The sequence below is a fragment of the Halobiforma lacisalsi AJ5 genome, assembly GCF_000226975.2.
Taxonomy (GTDB): Archaea; Halobacteriota; Halobacteria; order Halobacteriales; family Natrialbaceae; genus Natronobacterium; species Natronobacterium lacisalsi.
Map to the genome: position 1 here is coordinate 2,617,332 of NZ_CP019285.1, position 19,827 is coordinate 2,637,158.

At 65.8% G+C, this 19,827-nt stretch carries 21 protein-coding genes; 11 read left to right on the forward strand and 10 right to left on the reverse strand.

From position 1 onward, the window contains the following. Positions 1 to 42: 42 nt before the first annotated feature. Entirely contained in the window at positions 43 to 561 is a 519-nt protein-coding gene (locus CHINAEXTREME_RS12615; protein WP_007141702.1) for an SET domain-containing protein, read from the forward strand. Here the strand turns inward: CHINAEXTREME_RS12615 and CHINAEXTREME_RS12620 are convergent. After that, a complete protein-coding gene (locus CHINAEXTREME_RS12620) occupies positions 558 to 836 on the reverse strand; it encodes an acylphosphatase (RefSeq protein WP_007141703.1) in 279 nt (92 codons plus the stop codon). The two genes, CHINAEXTREME_RS12615 and CHINAEXTREME_RS12620, sit on opposite strands and share 4 nt — an antisense overlap. A gap of 137 nt (positions 837 to 973) precedes the next feature. Here CHINAEXTREME_RS12620 and CHINAEXTREME_RS12625 point away from each other — a divergent pair, with 137 nt between their 5' ends. Together CHINAEXTREME_RS12625 and CHINAEXTREME_RS12630 are read left to right on the forward strand one after the other, a co-directional pair. Continuing rightward, positions 974 to 2,044, forward strand: coding sequence for an MBL fold metallo-hydrolase (locus tag CHINAEXTREME_RS12625; protein ID WP_007141704.1), 1,071 nt, complete (start codon positions 974 to 976; stop codon positions 2,042 to 2,044). Positions 2,045 to 2,049: 5 nt separating this feature from the next. Then, positions 2,050 to 2,298, forward strand: coding sequence for a hypothetical protein (locus CHINAEXTREME_RS12630; protein WP_007141705.1), 249 nt, complete (start codon positions 2,050 to 2,052; stop codon positions 2,296 to 2,298). Positions 2,299 to 2,335: 37 nt separating this feature from the next. Here the strand turns inward: CHINAEXTREME_RS12630 and CHINAEXTREME_RS12635 are convergent, their stop codons facing one another. After that, the gene (locus CHINAEXTREME_RS12635) at positions 2,336 to 3,241 is read right to left on the reverse strand and encodes a DNA-3-methyladenine glycosylase 2 (RefSeq protein ID WP_007141706.1); all 906 of its coding nucleotides are present in this window, start codon (positions 3,239 to 3,241) and stop codon (positions 2,336 to 2,338) included. Positions 3,242 to 3,445: 204 nt separating this feature from the next. Between CHINAEXTREME_RS12635 and CHINAEXTREME_RS12640 the strand changes: the two genes are divergently transcribed. Then, complete coding sequence (locus CHINAEXTREME_RS12640) at positions 3,446 to 3,943, forward strand: DUF555 domain-containing protein (protein ID WP_007141707.1); 498 nt, start codon at positions 3,446 to 3,448, stop codon at positions 3,941 to 3,943. Between the two features lie 297 nt (positions 3,944 to 4,240). Here the strand turns inward: CHINAEXTREME_RS12640 and CHINAEXTREME_RS12645 are convergent, their stop codons facing one another. From CHINAEXTREME_RS12645 to CHINAEXTREME_RS12655, 3 genes are all read right to left on the reverse strand, one after another. Further along, entirely contained in the window at positions 4,241 to 4,477 is a 237-nt protein-coding gene (locus CHINAEXTREME_RS12645) for a UPF0058 family protein (protein ID WP_007141708.1), read from the reverse strand. 363 nt (positions 4,478 to 4,840) lie between these two features. Next, entirely contained in the window at positions 4,841 to 5,020 is a 180-nt protein-coding gene (locus CHINAEXTREME_RS12650) for a DUF7836 family putative zinc-binding protein (RefSeq protein WP_029601642.1), read from the reverse strand. A 124-nt stretch (positions 5,021 to 5,144) separates the two neighbouring features. Further along, on the reverse strand, positions 5,145 to 6,122 hold the full coding sequence (locus CHINAEXTREME_RS12655) for a transcription initiation factor IIB (protein ID WP_076738738.1): 978 nt from the start codon (positions 6,120 to 6,122) through the stop codon (positions 5,145 to 5,147). A 241-nt stretch (positions 6,123 to 6,363) separates the two neighbouring features. Between CHINAEXTREME_RS12655 and CHINAEXTREME_RS12660 the strand changes: the two genes are divergently transcribed. After that, positions 6,364 to 7,071, forward strand: a complete 708-nt coding sequence (locus CHINAEXTREME_RS12660) for an MBL fold metallo-hydrolase (protein ID WP_007141711.1) — start codon at positions 6,364 to 6,366, stop codon at positions 7,069 to 7,071. Between the two features lie 186 nt (positions 7,072 to 7,257). Continuing rightward, a complete protein-coding gene (locus CHINAEXTREME_RS12665; RefSeq protein ID WP_007141712.1) occupies positions 7,258 to 8,604 on the forward strand; it encodes an Nramp family divalent metal transporter in 1,347 nt (448 codons plus the stop codon). 167 nt (positions 8,605 to 8,771) lie between these two features. Here the strand turns inward: CHINAEXTREME_RS12665 and CHINAEXTREME_RS12670 are convergent, their stop codons facing one another. Together CHINAEXTREME_RS12670 and CHINAEXTREME_RS12675 are read right to left on the reverse strand one after the other, a co-directional pair. Then, positions 8,772 to 9,863, reverse strand: a complete 1,092-nt coding sequence (locus CHINAEXTREME_RS12670) for a DNA topoisomerase IV subunit A (protein ID WP_007141713.1) — start codon at positions 9,861 to 9,863, stop codon at positions 8,772 to 8,774. Continuing rightward, the gene (locus CHINAEXTREME_RS12675) at positions 9,860 to 12,343 is read right to left on the reverse strand and encodes a DNA topoisomerase VI subunit B (protein ID WP_007141714.1); all 2,484 of its coding nucleotides are present in this window, start codon (positions 12,341 to 12,343) and stop codon (positions 9,860 to 9,862) included. Before CHINAEXTREME_RS12675 ends, CHINAEXTREME_RS12670 begins: the two co-directional genes overlap by 4 nt. Before the next feature lie 146 nt (positions 12,344 to 12,489). Here CHINAEXTREME_RS12675 and CHINAEXTREME_RS12680 point away from each other — a divergent pair, with 146 nt between their 5' ends. Continuing rightward, positions 12,490 to 13,191: a helix-turn-helix domain-containing protein gene (locus tag CHINAEXTREME_RS12680; protein ID WP_007141715.1), complete on the forward strand. Its 702-nt coding sequence runs from the start codon at positions 12,490 to 12,492 to the stop codon at positions 13,189 to 13,191. A 1-nt stretch (position 13,192) separates the two neighbouring features. Here CHINAEXTREME_RS12680 and CHINAEXTREME_RS12685 read toward each other — a convergent pair whose 3' ends face one another. Continuing rightward, complete coding sequence (locus tag CHINAEXTREME_RS12685) at positions 13,193 to 14,407, reverse strand: M24 family metallopeptidase (RefSeq protein WP_007141716.1); 1,215 nt, start codon at positions 14,405 to 14,407, stop codon at positions 13,193 to 13,195. 259 nt (positions 14,408 to 14,666) lie between these two features. On the opposite strand from CHINAEXTREME_RS12685, the gene CHINAEXTREME_RS12690 reads away from it, so the two are divergent. Next, the gene (locus CHINAEXTREME_RS12690; RefSeq protein WP_007141717.1) at positions 14,667 to 15,488 is read left to right on the forward strand and encodes a COX15/CtaA family protein; all 822 of its coding nucleotides are present in this window, start codon (positions 14,667 to 14,669) and stop codon (positions 15,486 to 15,488) included. Positions 15,489 to 15,627: 139 nt separating this feature from the next. Here the strand turns inward: CHINAEXTREME_RS12690 and CHINAEXTREME_RS12695 are convergent, their stop codons facing one another. Further along, on the reverse strand, positions 15,628 to 16,119 hold the full coding sequence (locus CHINAEXTREME_RS12695; RefSeq protein WP_007141718.1) for a metal-dependent hydrolase: 492 nt from the start codon (positions 16,117 to 16,119) through the stop codon (positions 15,628 to 15,630). A gap of 98 nt (positions 16,120 to 16,217) precedes the next feature. Here CHINAEXTREME_RS12695 and CHINAEXTREME_RS12700 point away from each other — a divergent pair, with 98 nt between their 5' ends. The 3 genes from CHINAEXTREME_RS12700 to CHINAEXTREME_RS12710 all read left to right on the forward strand — a co-directional run bounded on the left by CHINAEXTREME_RS12700 (position 16,218) and on the right by CHINAEXTREME_RS12710 (position 18,311). Further along, complete coding sequence (locus tag CHINAEXTREME_RS12700) at positions 16,218 to 16,613, forward strand: CopG family ribbon-helix-helix protein (protein ID WP_007141719.1); 396 nt, start codon at positions 16,218 to 16,220, stop codon at positions 16,611 to 16,613. 190 nt (positions 16,614 to 16,803) lie between these two features. Further along, positions 16,804 to 17,523 (forward strand): helix-turn-helix domain-containing protein, encoded by a 720-nt coding sequence (locus CHINAEXTREME_RS12705; protein ID WP_007141720.1) that lies wholly within the window; start codon positions 16,804 to 16,806, stop codon positions 17,521 to 17,523. A 149-nt stretch (positions 17,524 to 17,672) separates the two neighbouring features. After that, a complete protein-coding gene (locus CHINAEXTREME_RS12710; RefSeq protein ID WP_007141721.1) occupies positions 17,673 to 18,311 on the forward strand; it encodes a uracil-DNA glycosylase family protein in 639 nt (212 codons plus the stop codon). 11 nt (positions 18,312 to 18,322) lie between these two features. On the opposite strand, the gene CHINAEXTREME_RS12715 is transcribed toward CHINAEXTREME_RS12710, so the two are convergent. Then, positions 18,323 to 19,705: a J domain-containing protein gene (locus tag CHINAEXTREME_RS12715; RefSeq protein ID WP_007141722.1), complete on the reverse strand. Its 1,383-nt coding sequence runs from the start codon at positions 19,703 to 19,705 to the stop codon at positions 18,323 to 18,325. Positions 19,706 to 19,827: the final 122 nt, after the last annotated feature.

The window sequence follows — 19,827 nt, forward strand, 5'->3', positions numbered from 1 at the left end:
TGCGGACGACACGCTCATGGCCCGGGACCGGCTAGAGACGGCGTGAACGTCTTCTGGCTCGACGAGGACCCCCGGCTCGCCGCGCGGTACCACTGCGATCAGCACGTCAACAAGATGCTGCTCGAGGCGGCCCAGGTCCTCTGTACAGCGGCCCGCGAGAACGGATACGATCCCGAGTTCCTCTACGGGTCGACCCACGTCGGTCACCCGGTCACACGCTGGGCCGCCGAGTCCCGGGCCAACTGGCTCCGCCTGCGCGAGCACGCCGCGGCGCTCAACGCGGAGTTCGTCGAGCGCTACGACAAGGACGACGACCACGCGAGTTGGCGGGTGATCGAGCGGATCGAGCCCGGCGAGATCGAGTTCCCTGCCGAGGAGCCGACGTCACGGCCGCAGGCGATGCCCGACGAGTACAAGCGGCCCGGCGATCCGGTGGCGGCCTACCGGGCCTACTACGCCGGCGAAAAGGCCGAGTGGGCCGAGTGGAACTACACCGAGGAGCCGCCGTGGCTCGAGGTGTATCGGGAGTCAGTCGCCGACGCCAACCGCCACCAGGGTTAGTACCGGATCTCGAACCCGTCCTCGCCCTGTGGCTCCTCGTACTCTACCTCGACGTCCTCGACCTCCGCCGCGGGGCTGCCCGTGTGACACCACTGGACCATCCCCTCGACGGCGTCCTCGGGCCCCTCGAAGACGGCCTCGACCCGGCCGTCGGCGAGGTTCTTCACCCAGCCGTCGACGCCCTTCTCGCGGGCGGTGTCGCGGGTGTTTGCCCGGTAGAAGACGCCCTGTACGGTCCCCGAAACGAAGACGTGTGCTCGTGTGCGTTCGGACATTGTTGGATGAATCGACCGCGAGTGTCAAAAATCCCGTCCGTTATGGATCAGAGCCGGAACCGGAACCGGAATCAGAACCAGAACCAGAACCAGGGCCCGGCGACAACGCAAGGTGCCTCGAGCCCCTATCGCTACCCGTGACCGGAACCGAAACCGGAACCGGAACCGGAACCGGAACCGGAACTGGGACCGTCCGCCGCCGGGACGGCATCCACTTCGACCGTGGGGAGCGAGGTCGCATCGTCGCCGACGCCGGAAGCGCCGTCGGCGCGGTCAACGTCGTCAGCCACGCCCACGCCGATCACACCTTTCGATCGGCGCCCGAGACCGTCGTCTGCTCGGCCGAAACGGCGGCGATCGCGGAAGCACGAACCGGCACCGGCTTCGAGTTCGCCGAGACCGCACCGGGGGTCGAACTCGTCCCGGCGGGCCACGTCGTCGGCTCGCGGGCGGCGCTCGTCGACGTCGAGTCCGACCGCGAGTCCGCGAACGGACCGCGGCGGTACTGCTACACGGGTGATTTCTCGATCCGCGACCGGTGCTATCTCGAGGGGTTCGACCCCGACGCGATCGATGTCGACGCCCTCGTGATGGAGACGACGTACGGGCGGCCGACCTACCGGTTCCCGCCCCAGGACGCTCTCGAGGCCGAGATCCTGGACTGGCTCGTTGACAACGACGACCGGCCGCTCTTTCTGTTCGGCTACTCGCTGGGTCGCGCCCAGAAGCTCCAGTGGCTCACCCGCGAGGCGCTCGAGGGACGGGGCGGCGACCGTGAGATCCTCGTCTCGGCGTCGATCCGCGAGGTCAACCGCGCCATCGAGTCCGCGACCGATCTCTCGTTCCCGGGGCGGGCGTACGACTCGTTGCGAGATCTGGAGGACGAAATCGTCGTCCTCCCGTCGAACCAGGCGCGAGCGGACTGGGTCGAGACCGCGGCCGACCGCGAGGGCGCCCTGAAGGCCGGGTTCTCCGGTAGGGCGGTTGACGACTCCTTTCGGTATCGGGGCGGCTACGACGCGACCTTCCCACTGACCGACCACTGTGACTACGACGAACTGCTCGAGACGGTGCGGGCGATCGATCCCGAGGTCGTCTACACCCACCACGGCTTCGCCGAGGAGTTCGCGGACGCGCTCGCCACCGAGTACGGCTACCGGGCGTGGCCGCTGAAACGCGATCAGCGAACGCTGGGGGAGTTCCGCTGATCGCGATGGGCGTTCTCGACCGACTCGAGGACGAGTTCGTCGATGTCTCGATGAGCCGGGCGACCGTCCGCGAGTTGTTCGAACTCGCGTTCGGATCGGTCCTGTTCGTCCTCCTCGCCGGCGGACTCGCGTACTACCTCCTCGGGCGCACCGTCGCGCTGGCCGTCGTCGCGGTCCTTGCCGTCGTGTTCACGATCACGGTCGCCTCGCAGGCCTACTGGGCGCTGACCGGCCGCGCGGACTACGAGGACTAATCGCCCGAAAACAGGGACCCGGGGACCGGAACCGGCGTTACTCCCCAGTTCGCAGGTGATGGAAGACGTACGTCTGGGCGTATCCCGCGTACTCGCCGCCGAACCGTTCGCGGATCGCCCGCGACGTGGCGGCGTAGGAGTCCCGATCGCAGTCCGGGTAGTAGTCCTCGATCGCCGACCTGATCCAGGTGTCGAGCGGCACGGCCTCGTCGAAGCCGAGCGAGAATAGGAGCACGCAGTCGGCCACCTTGTCGCCGACGCCGACGAACCGGCCGAGGTAGTCCCGCGCCGCCTCGTACTCGAGGTCGCGGGCGTCCTCCGGATGGGCCTCGCCATCGGCGACCATCTCCGCCGTACGGACGACGTACGGCGCACGGTAGCCGAGGCCTAACTCGCGGAGTTCGTCCTCGGTCGCGGCCGCGAGCCGTTCGGGCGTCGGGAACGCGTGGTAGGTCCGCCCGTCGAACTCGATCGGATCGCCGTACTCTCGGGACAGAGCCGACACCATCGAGTGGATCCGGCTCACGCGCATCTGGGCCGAGCAAATAAACGAAATCAGACAGCCGAAGGCTGGGTCGGACACCAGCCGCATCCCGCGGTGGGCCTCGTAGGCCGCCGTCAGCAGCGGATCGTCGGGCGCAGCGGCGACGATCGCCTCGAGGTCGTCGTCGAGCCGCAGCAGTCGGCGGACGGTCGCCTCGGCGTCGTCGGCCGTCGACTCCCACTCGAGGCGGCCGTCACGGGTTCGGACGCGGACCACGTCCGGCTCCGGCCCGCTCGAGGCGTCGTCGACGACGGTGTAGTACCAGGCGTCGCCGGGCCGCTCGCCGGTGTACATTTTGCCGTCTTCGCGCCGCCAGAGGTAGCTCTGTCCGCTCTCGAGCGTCAGGTAGAGATCGAGGCCGCCGGGGAGGTCCGCAAGCGGGATCGTTCCGGTTTCCATTCGTGGGGTGCTTCGAGGGCGGCGGCTTGGACCTTTCGAAGCCGATCAGAACGGGATCGAGCGCAGTACCGCCCGCTCATAGCGGGTGAAAATCGGAGACGGAGATGGGGATTCGGAGACACGCTCGCGGCTGAGACCCACCTCGGCCACGAAAATGGGGGGTCGAGGCGAACCTTGATACTGTAGGCGACACAATGTCTAGGTATGAACTGCAGGGTTGTCGTCGAAGCTGCCGTGCCGGTATTCGACGTTGAGACGGAAGACGAGGCGATTCGCATCGCCATCTCGAAGACGGGAGAGATGTTGAACCCTGATCTGAACTACGTCGAGATCAACATGGGCGAACGGACCTCCCCATCCGGGGAGGAACTGCCGCCCGCGTTCATCGCGGCCGACGAGGCACTGGTCGCACTCGAGCTCGAGATGACCGTCTTCAACGTCGAGCGCGAGGAACACGCCTCGCGTATCGCACGCAAGGAGATCGGCCAACGGCTCGAGAACATTCCACTCGAGGTCATGGAAGTCGAGGTACTGGAAGAGGAAGAAATCGAAGACGAAACGGAAACCGAAGCGGAACCGGAGTCCGAAACCGAGGACGAGGAGTCGGAATCCGGTGGGTCCGACGAGGCCGATGCCGACGCCGGTAAAGCGGACGAGGAAGACGACGAAGTCCTCCCGGAGTTCGAAGACCTGGTCGAATAACCGACCGCCTCAGGGACTCGATCATCGACTCGTCGATACGAGAGCGACGACCGCTACCCGCGACCTTCGGACCGCTTTCTCCTGCAGCGGACTCCCCGTCTCGCCGACGGATTCGTGTCGGATGCTTTCCCCGTTGATAGTTCAGTGGTGTCTCCGCCATCGAGGCCCGAGGAAATAACAACTGGTTACCGGGTGCACTATCGGACGTTTCGTTTTCAACCAGTGGTAGAGCGCGGAACAGCGGTGACAGTCTCGCCAGTTATGAATCTGTTAGGACCGCAGGATACGTCGGGATACTCAGTCGGCAGTAGCGGCGACGGCTTCCTGTTCGTCCTCGCGCATGTTGGTCGTGATTCCGCTGGCGAGGGCGAAAACAGCAGCTTTGTGGTCAGTCTTCGATTTGTGAATCGATGTCGGTCGAATACCGAGCGATTCGTACTCGTCGAGGTCGATCTCACAGTCCTCCCACTCTGCACACTGGTTGGATACTTCGGCGAGAAGACCGTGAAGGTGGATGAGTTCCTGCTTCTTCATAACCATGCTCTCCTATCCACTGCAGGGTTATATTATTATCTTGAGTCGCGTTACCATACGACCCGTATGAGCGCTCGAGACTATCGTTTTCGCTAACCCTTCGAAGAGGGCCTCTAACGAATCGAAACTCGTGGAAGAAACGGCTATACTCGACCAACGGTGGGGTAAGGATCGATTTATCGTTCCCTTCCGGTCGGAAGTCCAGTGTTTCCCTGGGTCCGGACGAGCGAAATCGGGCCGCCCCTCGAGGCGGTCGAATCGAAGCGGTTATTTTGCCGGCACTCGTTGGCCGCGCCTTTCGATCGCCGTTCGAGAATGCCCGGAGCGCGATGCCAGGCTCCGAAAACCGCACTGGAAAAGAACTCAGCCGAGTTGCTTCAGCGTCTGGAGGTCGCGATCGGTCCGCATGAACTCGGCCATCCGCCGAGATGCGTGACAGTTCGGGCAGTGAAACATCGCCGTGGACTCCGGAAGTTCGCCGGGCGCGGTCTGCCAATCTTTCGCACATTCCGGACACAACAGTTGCACTGTCGTTTCATCCATGTTATGGGGTTACACACCAGGCGGGAAAAACTTTGTCGCACTCGTACGCAGGGAAAATCGTCTCCTACAACTCCGACGTCACCGCATCGACCCGACTACCACGGCACCGAACCGACGTCTCCCCTCAGGCCGGGGCGGCCGTGTCCGAGGCCTCGAGAAGCTCCTTGTATCGGTTGCGGATGGTCACTTCCGAGATGCTGGCGACTTCGCTGACCTCGTTCTGTGTGACCTTCTCGTTGGTCAGCAGGGCGGCAGCGTAGACGCCGGCGGCCGCGAGGCCGACGGGCGACTTGCCGCTGTGGACGCCCTCCTTGCGGGCCGAGTCGAGGAGTTCGCGGGCCATACGCTCGGTCTCGTCCGAGAGGTCGAGATCGCTGACGAACCGCGGGACGTAGCTCTCGGGGTCGGCCGGCTGGACCTCGAGGCCGAGTTCCCGGATAACGTAGCGGTACGTCCGGGTCAGTTCCATCTTGTCGACGCGGCTGACCGCCGAGATCTCGTCGAGTGAACGGGGGGTGCCGGCCTGGCGGGGGGGGGCGTGACGCGGCGCGGTCGCGACGCCTTCGATCGAGCGACCCGGGAGGAGATCCTCCTCGAGTGCACGGCGATAGATCACCGATGCGGTCTCGCGGACGTTCTCCGGCAGACCGAGCGCCGAAGCCATGCGGTCGATCTCGCCGAGCGCCTGCTTGAGGTTGCGCTCCTTCGAGTCGCGGGTTCGGAACCGCTCGTTCCAGGTGCGCAGCCGCTGCATCTTCTGGCGCTGGCGGCTCGAGAGGGCCTTTCCGTAGGCGTCTTTGTCCTGCCAGCCGATGTTCGTCGACAGGCCCTGGTCGTGCATCATGTTCGTCGTCGGGGCACCGACGCGGCTCTTCTCGTCCTTCTCGGCGGCGTCGAACGCTCGCCATTCGGGGCCGCGGTCGATTTCGTCCTCTTCGACGACGAGCCCGCAGTCCTCACAGACAGTTTCGGCGTGCTCGGCGTCCGAGACGAGGCGACCGCCACACTCGGGGCAGTGCTCTTGCTCCTCGGCACGCTCCTCTCGTTCCGCCTCTTCCTCCTCCGTCTTTCGTTCGTTGGTATAGGTTCGGATGTTGGTCATGGTGTATGGGGTCGGTTACTCGGGGCTCCCGGGTGGGGTAACCAGAAGAAACCCGGTCGCCTCGGCTAACATAGGGTAAGGCCGTAACGCATATAAAGTTTTCGCCTTCTTTATAAAACAACCGGGATTGCTATTATATATGTTCCGGTTATATGTCAATTAATCATTGACGATCTCTGGGCCACGAGTCCGGATCGTAGGGAAGCCAACGCTTTTCGGAACCTCGGTAGAACCGATCCCCATGAGCGTCCGCTTCGGCGCAGTAACAGTCGACTGGTTCGGCCACGCGACCGTCCGTCTCGAGGGACGAACCGGCGCGGTTATCTACATCGATCCCGGTCCGGAACGGTACGGCGTGCTCGAGGGGCAAGAGCCCCGGGACGGCGACCTGATCCTGGTCTCGCACGGGCACCACTACGATCCCGACTCGATCCGTCGAGTCGCACACGAAGACGCGATCGTCGTCGTCCACGAGTCCGTCGACGCGGCAGTGATCGACGGGGTCGAGACCCAACCCGAACGCCTCCCGTACGACGTCGAACGCGTCCGCGCGGACGAATCGTTCGTCCTGGGCCCGCTCGACCTGTACACGACGCCGGCGTACAACGATCCGGCAGGTCCACACACCGACGACGAGGGGATGCCGTACCACCCGGAGGGTGAAGGGTGTGGCTTCGGCGTCACCGTCGACGGCGTTACGGCGTTCTGGCCAGGCGACACCGACGTTCTGCCGTTTCACGAGGAGGTAACCGCCGACCTCCTGCTCCCGCCGATCGGCGGCACGGTCACGATGGATCGCCACGAAGCGGCCGACTTCGCCGAGCGCGTCGAACCGGACCTCGTGCTACCGGTCCACTACGACACCGACGCCGAGATCGAGGCCGACGAGGAGGCGTTCGTCCTCGACCTCGCCAAGCGCGGCGTGCCGGTCGTTCTCGACACCCCCTGAGCAGGGAGCAATGAACACACCTGTACACTCGAGGACAAATCCGCGGATATAAGTAACGTGTCACAAATTACCGCATAGAACCCATGCGGTATTCCAACATTCGTTCAAAGTGTAAAGTGTTGTCACAGAACACAAGGCTACCGTTGGCCGTCGGAACGTTCACCACGGACACGAGCGCCGAGACGGGTGATCGGCGTGTCTACTGAGACGACCGACGAACCGGATCTCACCTACCCGTCCTCGGAGTGGGCCGGTTTCTTCAAGAACCATTTCGGGCCGTCGATGCTCTGGGCGCTGATCGGCATCGGCGGGAGTCACATCGTCCTCGCACCGACGCTCGGGGGAACGTTCGGCCTCTTCGCGATCTGGGTGTTCGCCATCATCTACCTCGCGAAGTACGGGGGCTGGGAGCTCGGAATCCGCTACAACTACGGGGTCGGCGGGAACCCCGTCGAGGCGTACGGCGACATCCCTGGCCCCAAAAACTGGATGCAATGGTTCACCGTCGCAGTCTTTACGATCGCCTACACCGGGATTACGGCCGCCGTCGGGATGAGCACTGCAGCCTTCGTCGAAGCCCTGACCCCGCTTTCGTTCCCGCAGGCGTTCGTCGCCTGCGTCGGCCTCGCGGGCGCGCTCGTGTTATTCGCACGGTACAGCCTCCTCGAGAAGCTCTTAATGGGGTTTACGATCGCGCTCGGCGTGCTCGTCCTGGTGGGCGTCCTCGTCGGCCCGCCCTCGGGCGAGGTCGTCGTCGAGACGACGTTTACCGCCCCGGACCTCACCGGGCCGCTGTTCGTCGGCCTCTTCGCCGCCGCAGCCGGGTTCGCCCCGACCGGATTCAGCACGAGCGTCCTCATCGGCAGCTGGAGCATGGCCAAGGGAGAGGGCGCGGGCGAACTCCGGGAACGGGGCCTCGATCCGGACGACGAGCGACATCACGACTACATCCGTGCCTGGATTCGGACCGGACGGCGTGACTTCAACATCGGCTACGTATTCAGTTTCGTACTCATCGTCGCGATGGTGCTCCTGGCGTCGAACGTCCTCTACCCCAATCCACCCGAAGACGCGAACCTCGCGGTCGCAATCGGTGACATTCTAAGCGAGTCCTTCGGCGAGTGGTCCTACTACGCGATGGTCCTCGGTGCGTTCGCCGCGCTCTACTCGACGGTCATCACGCTGCTCGACGGCGCGTCGCGCGCGACTGCCGACGTCCTCCCGATGGCGCTCGAGCGCGAGGACCTGGATAGCGAACCGATCCGGAAGCTCGTCGTCGTCGGTATCGTGGCAGTCAGTTGTGGCGTCGTCCTCACTGTCGGAACCGTCCCGGTGACGTTCCTGATCTGGATCTCCGCACTGCTTGCGGTCACCGAAATCCTGTTCTACCCCGCGAACTGGTACGTCGTCAGGGAGCATCTGCCCGAACCGTTCCAGCCCTCCCGCAAGTGGATCGCCTACTACACGGTCAGCCTGGCCCTGGTGCTTTTGTTCGGCCTCATGGGCGCGGCACACGAATTCGGCTACCTGTAGCGGGTCCGAAACCCGATTCCCCACTTGCGATTCCGTCGAAAACCGGTGACGTTCCGTTCCCGTCTACAGGCGGAACAGGCCGAGTGCCTCGGGGTCGTTCGAAAAGCTTCGATTGTCGTGATGACGAGACGCCAAAGGCGTCTCGAACCACTTGACCCCGAGGCGGTTCACAGGACGCCCATCTCGTCGAGCCGCTCCGGCAGGTACGTCTCCGTCACGAAGTCCAGGCCGTGGGACGCCAGCGACTGCTGTTCGGACTTCTTCTCGATCTCGAGTTGGAGTTCGATCTGTTCCTCCCAGTAGTCGGTCTGGAACCGCGGGTCCTCGAGTTCGCTCTCTAAGGCGTTGACGTCGGAGTCGCTGAGCGGGTCGGTCGGCAGTTCGTACTCGACGATGTCGGCCGGCTGGATGCCGATGAACTGGGCCTCGGGCGTCGCCAGGTACTCGGAGAGGTGCGCCGACTTGATCGACCCGTAGGCGACGGAGCCGTAGATGCGGTACGACCACGGGTCACCGTCCGTAAAGACCGTGACGGGGAGATCGAGTTCGTCGTGCAGGCGCTTTGTGATCCGGCGGGTCGCCCGTGCGGGCTGGCCCTTGAGGTGGACGATCAGGGCGTTGTACTCGTCGTCGAACCCGTTCTCGACGAGCCGGTCGCGCATACCACCGGTCTCGACGGCGAGGATGAAGTCGGCGTCACAGTCCAAGAATTCGATCGTGTCCGGGTTGTTCGGGATCTGGTAGCCGCCCTCGCCGACGTCCTTCTGGCAGTGGATCTCGCGTTCTCCCCGGCGAGTCTGCTCGCGCAGGTGCAGCGGGCCCATGATCGTCGCACCCGACTCCTCGGGGCGCATGTGGAAGTCTTCGCGGGTCGCGCCCGACACGATCTCTAAGTCCTCGACGAGCTGGTTCGATTCGTCCTGATCCGAGAACTGGGCCTCCTCGTTGTCCCAACTCTCCGAGAGATAGTAGAGTTCACGCAGGGTCGACGACCGGCCTTCGTCGAGCTGGTCGGCGAGGAACTCGATCGTGTACACGGCCTTCAGCAGCTTCCGTGCACCGCGGACGGAGTTCGCCGAACGGGTCGACTCCCGGTCACCGTAGACCCAGACGTCCTTCTCCTCGTCGTACTCGATGTTGTTCTTCGTCCGCGTCGGCACGGACATGTGAGGGATCTCGCCCAGTTCGAACTGGTCGTAGAACTGCGCCGCGAGATCGATCAACTGTTCTCTGGCTTCTCGCTCGTTGTCCGCGCTCATTGTTCGTTCACCGTGAGTTTCTCGCTTTCGACACCCTTCACGTCGAGATCACAGCTCGCGTCGTCGGACACCTCGTACTCGAGGGTCGCCTCGTCGTCGCTTTTCACCTCGGGCTCCCACTTGACGAACCACTCGCCGTCCATCTCGACGACCGTCGCGCCGTCCGAGAGGTCGGTGGGCTCGGCCGAGACGATGTCCGTGATCTCGAGGCTCTCGTTCGTTCCGGAGTTGTTCTCGACGACGACGGAGACGGCCTTCGAGTCGCCGTTCTCCTCGACCTGGCGCTCGACGAGCACGTTGTTCATGATGCGTGCGATTGCGTCGTCGATGTCCGGCTCCTCGCGGCCGGTCACTTCGGCGACTTTCTCGGCCATCTCGGGCAGGATCTTCCCGAGGACGTTCTGCTTCTTCCGGCGTTTCTGCATCGACCGGCGCTTGTTGAGGTAGCTCTTGAGTTCGCGGGCCGCCTCCCGGATCGCGAGTTCGATCTCGTCCTCGATCTCGGGGACGTTCGCGACGGCATCCTTCGATTCGCTGGTGAAGGGAACGTTCGTCGAGGCGACGTGGACCATGATGACGGCCGGCCCCTTCGGCAGGCCGGAGCCACCGGGCTGGTCGAGCCCGTAGTTGCGCCAGCCGATCGACTTGACCACGTCCGTGGTCGCACACGCGCCGCGCTGGTAGACCAGCGGGACGCGGTTCGCGAACCGCATCACGTCCGCGCTGCCCTCCGACTCGAGTTCGCCGCCGTAGGCGATGCCGGCCTCGACGATGAACGGGTCGCCGCCCGAAACCTCGGCGTCCCGGGTCGCGGAGGCGTAGAAGTCGGCGTCGAACTCCTTCTCGAGGCCGGCCTCGATCAGGTCCGCGGAGATGGGCGAGAGACACCGGGTCGGCGGCGCCATGATGTCGGTCGCGCGCATCCCGTCGACGAGGTCGCTGGTCGCGTCGCGGTCGCCGTCGAGTTCGCGCACGAGCGGCGGGTCGTCGGGCACGGTCGCCATCACGTCCCAGATCGCCTCGACGACGTTCTCGCGGGCCGTGTCGCCGAAGGCAACGTCGTCGTACTCCTCGGTGAGGTCCGCGGCGCGGTCGACGTACGCCACGAGGTCGTCTCGAGTGAGCCGGTGGCGAACGTCGTCCTCGGTGGCGTCGTCGAACTTGCCTGCGAGCCGTTCGGCGAACGCGCGGACGACCTCGTCGTCCTTGCGCGTACTCGTCGCCTCGTCGGCGAGGTCGTAGAGGTCGGCGACGAGCCGGGATTCCCCGGACCCGACCTCCTCCGCCTCGGCCTCGGCCTCGGTCTCGGCAGCTTCGTCCTCCGGCGCGGCACCGACGAGGTCGCGCCAGACCGCCGTCACCGCGTTCTCGCGGACCGTGTCGCCGAAGGTGGTGCCGTGATCGCCCTCCACCGCTTCGGCCGCCTCGTCGACGACCTCGAGCAGTTCGTGGTGGGCGATCCGGTCGTAGCCGTCGACCTCCTCGGCGATGGCCTCGGCGAAGGCGGCGGTCGCGTCCGCGCCCTTATTCGCCGTCGCGTCCTCGACGGCTGCGTGGAGGTCGACGTCCTCGTGGACCGCGGGCGGCCGCCAGCGCATCTCCCGGCCGTAGTGGCGGTCCCGGAAGGCGTCGATGATCGAGTCGGCGGTCTTCTTCCCGACGCGGGTGAACTCCTCCTGGAGGAACCCCGAGACCGTCTGGGAGTCGGTCGCCGTCAGCATCTTCATCACGGTCCCGAGTTCGACCCCGTGGGGGTGGGGACGGATCTCCTCGGTCTCCTCCGGGAGCTGGTCGGTCGCGCGCTCGAACTTGAAGTGGGCCTGTGGCTCGCGCAGCTCGAGGCGCGCGTGGGGGTTGACGACCGCCGTGTGCTTGATGTAGTCGTGAAGCTGCTGGCGGGCGCGCATGTTCGCCTCCATCTCGAGTTCGATGCGCGTGCCGTGCGGGCGGTCCCACGTGGTCGTCTCCTCGACGCTGATCTCGGGCTCGTTGTCGTCGGTGTCGACGATCAGCTCGAAGTACTGTGCCTCGCTCGAGCCCTCGGTGCGGCTTGTGATCTTCGCGGGTTTACCGCTGGTCAGCTGTGAGTAGAGCACGGCGGCGGAGATCCCGATCCCCTGCTGACCGCGGGACTGTTCGCGCGCGTGGAAACGAGAACCGTAGAGCAGTTTCCCGAAGACCTTGGGCAGCGATTCCTTCGTCAGCCCGGGGCCGTTGTCCTCGACGATCAGCCGGTAGTAGTCACCCTCCTCCTGGATTTCGACGTAGATATCGGGGAGAATACCGGCTTCCTCGGCGGCGTCCAGGGCGTTGTCGACGGCCTCCTTGACGGCCGTGACGAGGCCCCGAGCGCCACTGTCGAAGCCGAGCATGTGCTTGTTCTTCTCGAAGAACTCGGCGATAGAGATCGCCTGCTGGCTCTCCGCCAGCTCCTCGGCGATCCCCGGTTCCTCACCGAGTGTCGACTGGAACGACGTCATCACTCTCCCTGTACTAACGGGGAGGCTAAAAGGTGTGTGCTACCGGAGTGAAAGTAGACGCCGATCGAACGACGGCGAACCCCCTCGGGGACACCCCTCACAAAGGTTTAACCTCGCGCGAAACTTCGTCCTATACGAGAGGACACATGAATCCGGACGACACCGACGAGCGCCGGGTGGACGACGACGAGGGCGAAAGCGAAGGCGAGGGCGACGTCGACCCGACCGACGACTCGAACCGCGACCCGCTCGAGGACGGCGACGGGTTCGACGACGGGTTCGACGACGGGTTCGACGAGGACGACTTCGAGGACGGGATCCGTACTACGACGGACGAGGTCGACCAGCGGATCGTCGACCTGCTCTCGTGGATCCTCGACACCGAGACGCGGGCGAAGATCTACGTCTTCCTGCTTGCGAACCCGGGCAGCACCTCCGAGGAAGTCGCGAAAGGCACCGGTCTCTATCCGAGTACCGTCCGCGAGGCGCTCGCCGAACTCCACGACGAGGAACGCGTCACACGCGAGAAACGCGAGAGCCAGGGGGCTGGCAACAACCCCTACGAGTACACGGCGATCCAGCCGAGCGAACTGGTCGGCGGCGTCGTCGATCAGGTCCAACAGGAACTGAACGCGATTTTCACGCTGGACAGAGTCCTCGACCGCGAGCGCCATGACGAGAGCGCGCACGCGGGTGAACCCGCCTTCGCGGACGACGTCGAACCCGTCACGATCACCGTCGAAGAGACCGATCCGCTGGCGGACGAGGACGACGGCGACGGCGACGGCGACGACGCCGAAACGCGAGACGAAACGGAAGAAGACGACGACACCGCTGGCGACCGGTAGCTCAGTTCCCGAGTTCCAGGATCCCTGGCCGCTCGATCTCGAGGTCAAGATCGAGCGCACCCTCGCCGTCGTCGCTGGCGTCGATCCCGCCCACGCGCTCGAGTTCGACCGCCTCGACGGTCGTCGTCGGCCAGTCCCCGGTCGCGGTCAGCGCCTCGACACGCTCGTCGGTCACGAGCACGGTATCTTCGCTTTTTGCGCCCTGTACTGTCGGGTTCCAGGCGTACGCCATCGGCGCCGTGACGGGCCCCTCGTGGTCGGGCGTGGCGACCCACTCGCGGCCGTCGAATCCGGCGGCCCCGCCCTGGTGATGGTGTTCCCACTCGCCGTCGTAGCCGACGGCGTCGTAGGCGGCCTGGATCGCCGCGAACACGTCGCCGGCGGTGCCCGCGCTGGCGTCGGCGTCGATGTCTGTGTCGGCGGCCTCGTTCCCGCCGGAAGTCGCAGCCACTTGCGTCGCCGCCAGCGCCGTCGCCTCGACCCGAGCGGCGGCCTCGTGGCGCTCATCGAGCCACGCCGGCGGGTCGAAGGCCACGGTTCGGGTACAACTCGCGTGGAGACCGGCCCGCTCGGCCGTCACCGAGACGAGCGCGTAGTCGCCGAGTTCCGCCTCCGTCGGGGTGTAGTGGCGATACTGGCGGGCGCGTTCCCCGCCGCCGACCAGTACGACCGGCGCCTCGATCCCGCGGGCCGAAAGCGCCACCCGCAGCGCCGACGCGACCTCGTGTTCGGTATCGCCGGACTGGAGCTCCCGACAGACCGACTCGACGGCCCTCGCGGTCTCCCGTCCGAGCGCCCGATACCGCTCGAGGTCGCTCTCGGTCAGCGGCTGTCGAAGCCGACTCGCGTCGACGGTCACGGTCTCGCGGCCGGGCAACTCGACGTCCGCGGCGACGCCTTCGTCCTCGTCGACGCGGGCGGCGATCTGCTCGGGTAGCGACGACTCGTACCAGGGATCGCGCTCGACGACGACCTCGTCGGGCGCTACGTCCGGCAGCTCCTCGGCGACGAGCCGGTCGGCTTCGACGTTGTTGGTCACGAGCCGCAGCGCCGACCCGTCCCGTTCGTATCCGATCGCCGCGATGCCGGTGTCGCCCTCGCGGTCGACCACGTTCGAGCCGCCGGTCAGCCAGGCGAAACTGTTCGGCCGGGCGAACCAGACGGCGTCGAGCCCCTCCGCCTCGAGGTAGGCCTCGAGTCGCTCGCGTTTCTCCATGGCGGGTGCTGGGGCAGGGGTTGTCTTGAATGCGGCGAACGCCGTTCCGGCACGTTCTCGCCCACGCCGGTTCCGTCGCCGTCGCCGGTCGAAACACCGGTCGGTGGGGCAGTTGCGAGTTTCCGAACCGGGCCTCTCTGGCGGGGACGACTCCCACCGCCCGAACATGACACGGGAAACCTAAATATGCCCGCTCCTAACCCCCGGCTGAACGACCGTGCCGTCCAACAGTCACTTCCGGCGTCGGACCTCTCGCTCGGTGATCGATCGGTTCGGGTACCCCCACCTGCTCGCGGGCACGCTGGCGCTCGTCACCGCAACGATCCTGCTCGGCGTCGCCGCGAAGGCGACCGGTTCGGGGTTGGCCTGTCAGGCCAACTGGCCCCAGTGTGACGCGGGACCGTTCAATCTCCTGCCCGCGAACCTGCCGAGTTTCTACGAGTGGTTCCACCGCTTCGTCGCCATGTTCGCCGGCTTCGCGATCATCGGCTCCGCGCTCGCCGCCTGGCGGTCCTCGAGCGTCGACAGGCGCGTTACCGCCCTGGTCGTCCTCGGGATGCTCCTGACTCCGGTTCAGGTCACGCTCGGCCGCGAGACCGTCACCCAGTACACGATGGACATCCTGTCGCTGCACTTCTGGACGGCCGTGCTCATCTTCAGCCTGTTCGTCGTCGCGACGGTACTCGTCTGGCAGTCGACGCTGACCGCGAGCCACGTCACCGGCGCCCTCGGCCTCGGATTCGTCGCGTTGCCGCTGCACGTCGCACTCAGCCCGACGGACCTCGGGGTCGTGACGGAGTACACCCCGACGATTCAGTTGCTCCAGTACGGCGTGACCCTCGCTCTGCTCGCGTCCCCCATCGTCGCCACGATGGTCGGTCGCTGGCGACTCGAGGACCGGAGAATCGTCCCGCTTTTGTCCGCCTCGGTCGTCCTGGCGTTCGCCGTCGCCTACCTCGGACGGCAGGCGGTGATGAACTTCAGTTCGACCCTCGACGTGGTCTACCTCGCGACCGTAGCCCTTCTGGCCATCGCGTTCGCCGCGGGACTGGGCCTGACTCGCTCCGCCTCGAGCGCCTGATACTGCCGGATAGAACTCTGTAACGCCGGTCGCATACGTGTGGCCGTTCCACGTCGAACCGGAACGGCCGCGAATTCGCGAGCGACTTCGTATCGACTTCTGTCCGGTAGGATGACGACCCGCGTCGCGATCGTTCGCGTCAGGCGACGAGCAATACGACCCCGAAAGCCACAGCCGTCGCCGCAACGCCGACTCCCAGCAGCGCGTAGTTCGCGATCGGATTCGCGGCTCGAGTCGCCTCGATCGAGTAGTGACGCCTCGAGAACGGCCAGAACGGGCGGACTCCCATCGGCGTCAGCGCGTCGGCGAGCAGGTGCGAACCGATCGAGACCGTGCCGACGACGAAGGCGAACCCGACGAACCCGACGTCGACGAGCGGGGACGACGACTCGACGAGGATCGCCGCGGCGGCGGCGAGCGCCGCCCCGACGAGAAAGGCGAAGGCGACGGTGTGGGTCGGGCCACGGTGATCGACCAGTGGGAGCCGGTGATCGACGTCGGGCAGCGTCGACAGCCCCACACAGAGGAGTCCACCGACGAGCGCGCCGCCGGGGTAGCCGGCCAGCGCGACGACGATCCCGAGCGGGGCGTACGCGAGGAGGGCAACGCCGTAGTGACCAGCCTGGTACATCGCTCTCGGTACGAGTGACCCCGTTCCGACCCATAAATCCACCGTGACGGAGCCGTTCGACCGCCGAACCTTTTTCGCCCGCGAGCGAACGGGCGAATATGCGAACGAGCCTCAACGTTCCCGAAGAGATGTTGGCCGAGTTCGACCGGACCTGGAAAGCGGAGGGACTGGACTCCCGATCCCGGGCGCTCCGGGAGGCCATCCAGGAGTACGTCGAATCCCACCACACCCTCGAGCTGGCGCGGGGTACCGTCGCCGCGACGGTCGTCTTCGACTACGTCCACGACGAGATCATCGACGACCTCCACGAGATCCAACACGAGTTCCAGGCAGCGATCGACACGACCTGCCACGTCCACCACGGCGAGTGGTGTCTCGAGGCGGTGTTCTGTCACGGCGCGGCCGAGCAGATCAGGTCGCTGGTCTACCGCCTGAAGGACTTCGACGCCGTCGGACGGGTATCGGTGACGCTGTTGCGCTCCGAGGAGTACTGACGCTCCCGGAGGCCACTTAAACACCTTCGACATCTAACCGGTCGCTTCTTACAGATTCCACCGATATCTTACTGGACAGGTTCGACATGTATCGGCGCGAGCGCGAACGGCGACGATCCGTATCGTCTCGAGAACGAACGATCACAAAGGACATTGTCGGTAGCCACGCGACCGATACCGAGAGTAGCAAATGAGCGTCATCGCAACAGTCGCGATTCCCGCGTCGGAGTTTCCGCTGGGATCGTTGCTCGATCCCGCACCGGAGGCGACGGTAACCGTCGAGACGACGGTCCCCACGAGCGACGGCGTCGTCCCCTACCTCTGGGTCCCCGACGAGGCCGCCGCCGAGATACTCGCGGCCCTCGAGGCCTCGGCCGACGTCGACGACGCGACACCGATCGACGAGGTCGACGACAGCGTGCTCGTAAAGATCGAGTGGGACCAGCGGGTCAACGGCGTGCTCGCGGCCATCCGGGAGAGCGACGCGATCGTCACGAGCGCGGTCGGGACCGCCTCCCGGTGGACGCTCCGGCTCCGATTCCCGGCCTACGAGGACCTCTCGCAGTTCTACACGGACTGTGTCGACGGCGACGTCTCGCTCGAGTTGGTCCAGCTCCACGAGGCGGTCGACCCGGGCAGCGAGTTCCGGTTCGGTCTCACCCGCGCCCAGCGTGAACTCGTGATCGCCGCCTACGAGGCGGGGTACTTCGAGGTTCCCCGGAAGACGACGCTCGTCGAACTCGCGGAGCAACTCGAGATCTCCGACTCGGCGGTCTCCCAGCGGCTCCGTCGTGGACTCGCCGCCCTGATCAACGCGACGTTGCTCGTCGATTCCCACCGAGCCGACGGAACCGATCGAACGGCCGCTGCCGGAACCGACGCCGGGCGTCGCTCCGATCACGACGGCTGATACGGATCCCTGTCCCGATAAACCGGCGCAACCGCGACCCGCGCGGCGGTTGCGCCGGAACTGACGGACAGTAAACCGTATGATCCGAGCAGGCGCCCCTGTCGGCGCCAACCGCGTCCGTTATTTGTCGGGGCCTCCTCCCGATACCCGTGAAAAACGTCACCGACAGGACGAGCAATCCGTTCGGTCTCCGCCCGCCCTGCGACCGCGCTCCCGAGGAGGGACGCGACGCCGTCTTCGGGTACGGTGACGCCAACGGCGACTTCCACGTCATCGGCGACCACCCGGGCGTCCACGGCGGGAAGCGTACCGGCGTCCCGTTCACCGGAACCGACGCCGGACGGGCCGTTCAGGACGTCTTCCGCGAGGCCGGGTTCGTGACCGGCCCGGCGGACGACCCCGACTGCGAGAACCTCTACTGCAGTTATCTCCACATGTGCTGTCTCCCCAACGGCCACGAGCCGACCGGGCGGGAGTACGACGACCTCGAGCGGTACTTCGACGCCGAGTTGCGCGCGATCAACGCGCACATCCTGCTTCCCGTCGGCGAGACGGTGACCGATCACGTCCTCCGGGCGTACACGACACAGCGCCGGCGGTTCGACCACGATCTGGACATGGCCGACCTCCACGCCCGCGAACTCCGCGGTCGCGGCTTCATGGTCGTCCCGATCCGGAACCCCGACGAGTGGGCGGCCGGCGATCGGGAGGAAATCGTTTCGACGCTCGAGTCGATCCTCGAGAGCGATTACCGACAGACGAAGGGCGTGGCGACGCGGGTCGGCTAACCGGCCTCCGATTAGCGGTCGAAGTGTTTCCTGATCGTCGCACGCAACGGCAGGCCGAGCGCCCCAGCCAGCGGCAACACGACGTACGCGAGCAGGTCGACGACCAGCGTGACCTCGCCGACGACGCCCGCGGTGCCGACGGTGATACCGGTCACCGGCGCGAGCACCGGCAGGACGTAGAGGTACGACGGCTTCCAGCCCGGTCCCAGCCTGGTCCGGTGGACGATCACGGTAAACAGGAACGGCATGAGGACCGCGCCGGCGAGGACGGGCCCGCCGGCCAGCGTCGCCGCCGCGCCGAGCGCGAGCGCGAACAGGATCGTCTCGTCGATCGAGATCGTTCCCCAGGTATCCTCCCGCCTGACGACGCGGTCGACCAGGGCGACTACGACGGCGACGCCGACGATTCCAGCGAGCGCCGCGTACCACCCTGGCGGCTCGAGCGGCGGCGAAACGGGTTCGAAGCCGACGACGAACTCGGACATCGTCTCGACGCCGTGTCGGCTGGTCGTGAGGTACGCCCAGAGGGCCCCCGGGTCCGCGCCGACGGCAGTCGCGTCGGCGACGACGGCCTCAAGGGCGCTCCGGTTAGCGAGGGCGAACTGGACGATCCCGGTCAGGTAGACCAGCAGGGAGGCCCAGATCAGGGGAAGCGAGAAGTTCCGCCGTCGCCACCACGAGAGGACGGCGTTGTCGGAGTCCGTGCCGGTACCGGTACCGGTGCCGGTCGTGGTTTTTGAAGTCCCAGAACGGTTCGTCGCTGCACCGGCAGTACCTGCGGCGGCGTTCGCCGTCGTTCCGCCGTCGCTGGTGGCGGTCGTGTTTTCGGTCCCGGTTCCCGCCGCGCTCTCGGTCTTCGTTCCGGCCGTCCCGGACGCTCTGTCGCTGGCCGACGAGGAACCACTCGAGTCGGTTCGCGACCGCGAGGACGCGGACGTCGACGCAGCACCCGATCCGGCGGACCCCGTCGAGCCAGTTCCGGAGGTCGACCCCGTCCGCGACTTCGTTCTCGTTCGGCCGCCCGACGAACTCGAGGTGCCGGTTCTCGAGGTCTCTGCCGTCGATCCGGAACTGGACGTCGAGGTCGTCGAACCCGTCGTCGAACTCGAGGCCCCGTCCGATCCGCTATCGCTGCTCCAGACGTCGGGCGACGGGATGCCGCTGGTTCGTTTGGCGACGTAATTTTCGTGACCCAGCCGGTCGTAGGCCTGGCGCTCGACCGGATCGCCGAGGATGTCGTAGGCCTTCTTGACCGCCGTGAACTGCGCTCGAGCGCGGTCGTCGTCGTTCACGTCGGGGTGATAGACCCGGACCTTCTCGCGGTAGGCCTCCTTGATCTCGTCCTGGGAGGCGTCGGAGGGAATCTCGAGAAGGTCGTAGAAGTCGTCTGTCATGTGAAAGTCCGGGGACGGATGCGTCTGGCGAATCGTTACCAACGGAGGGTTATAATTTCAATGTTCCGGCCCATCGATCCGGAACGAGACGAAAACCGTCCCGTTGCCGCCGCAGTGTCCTG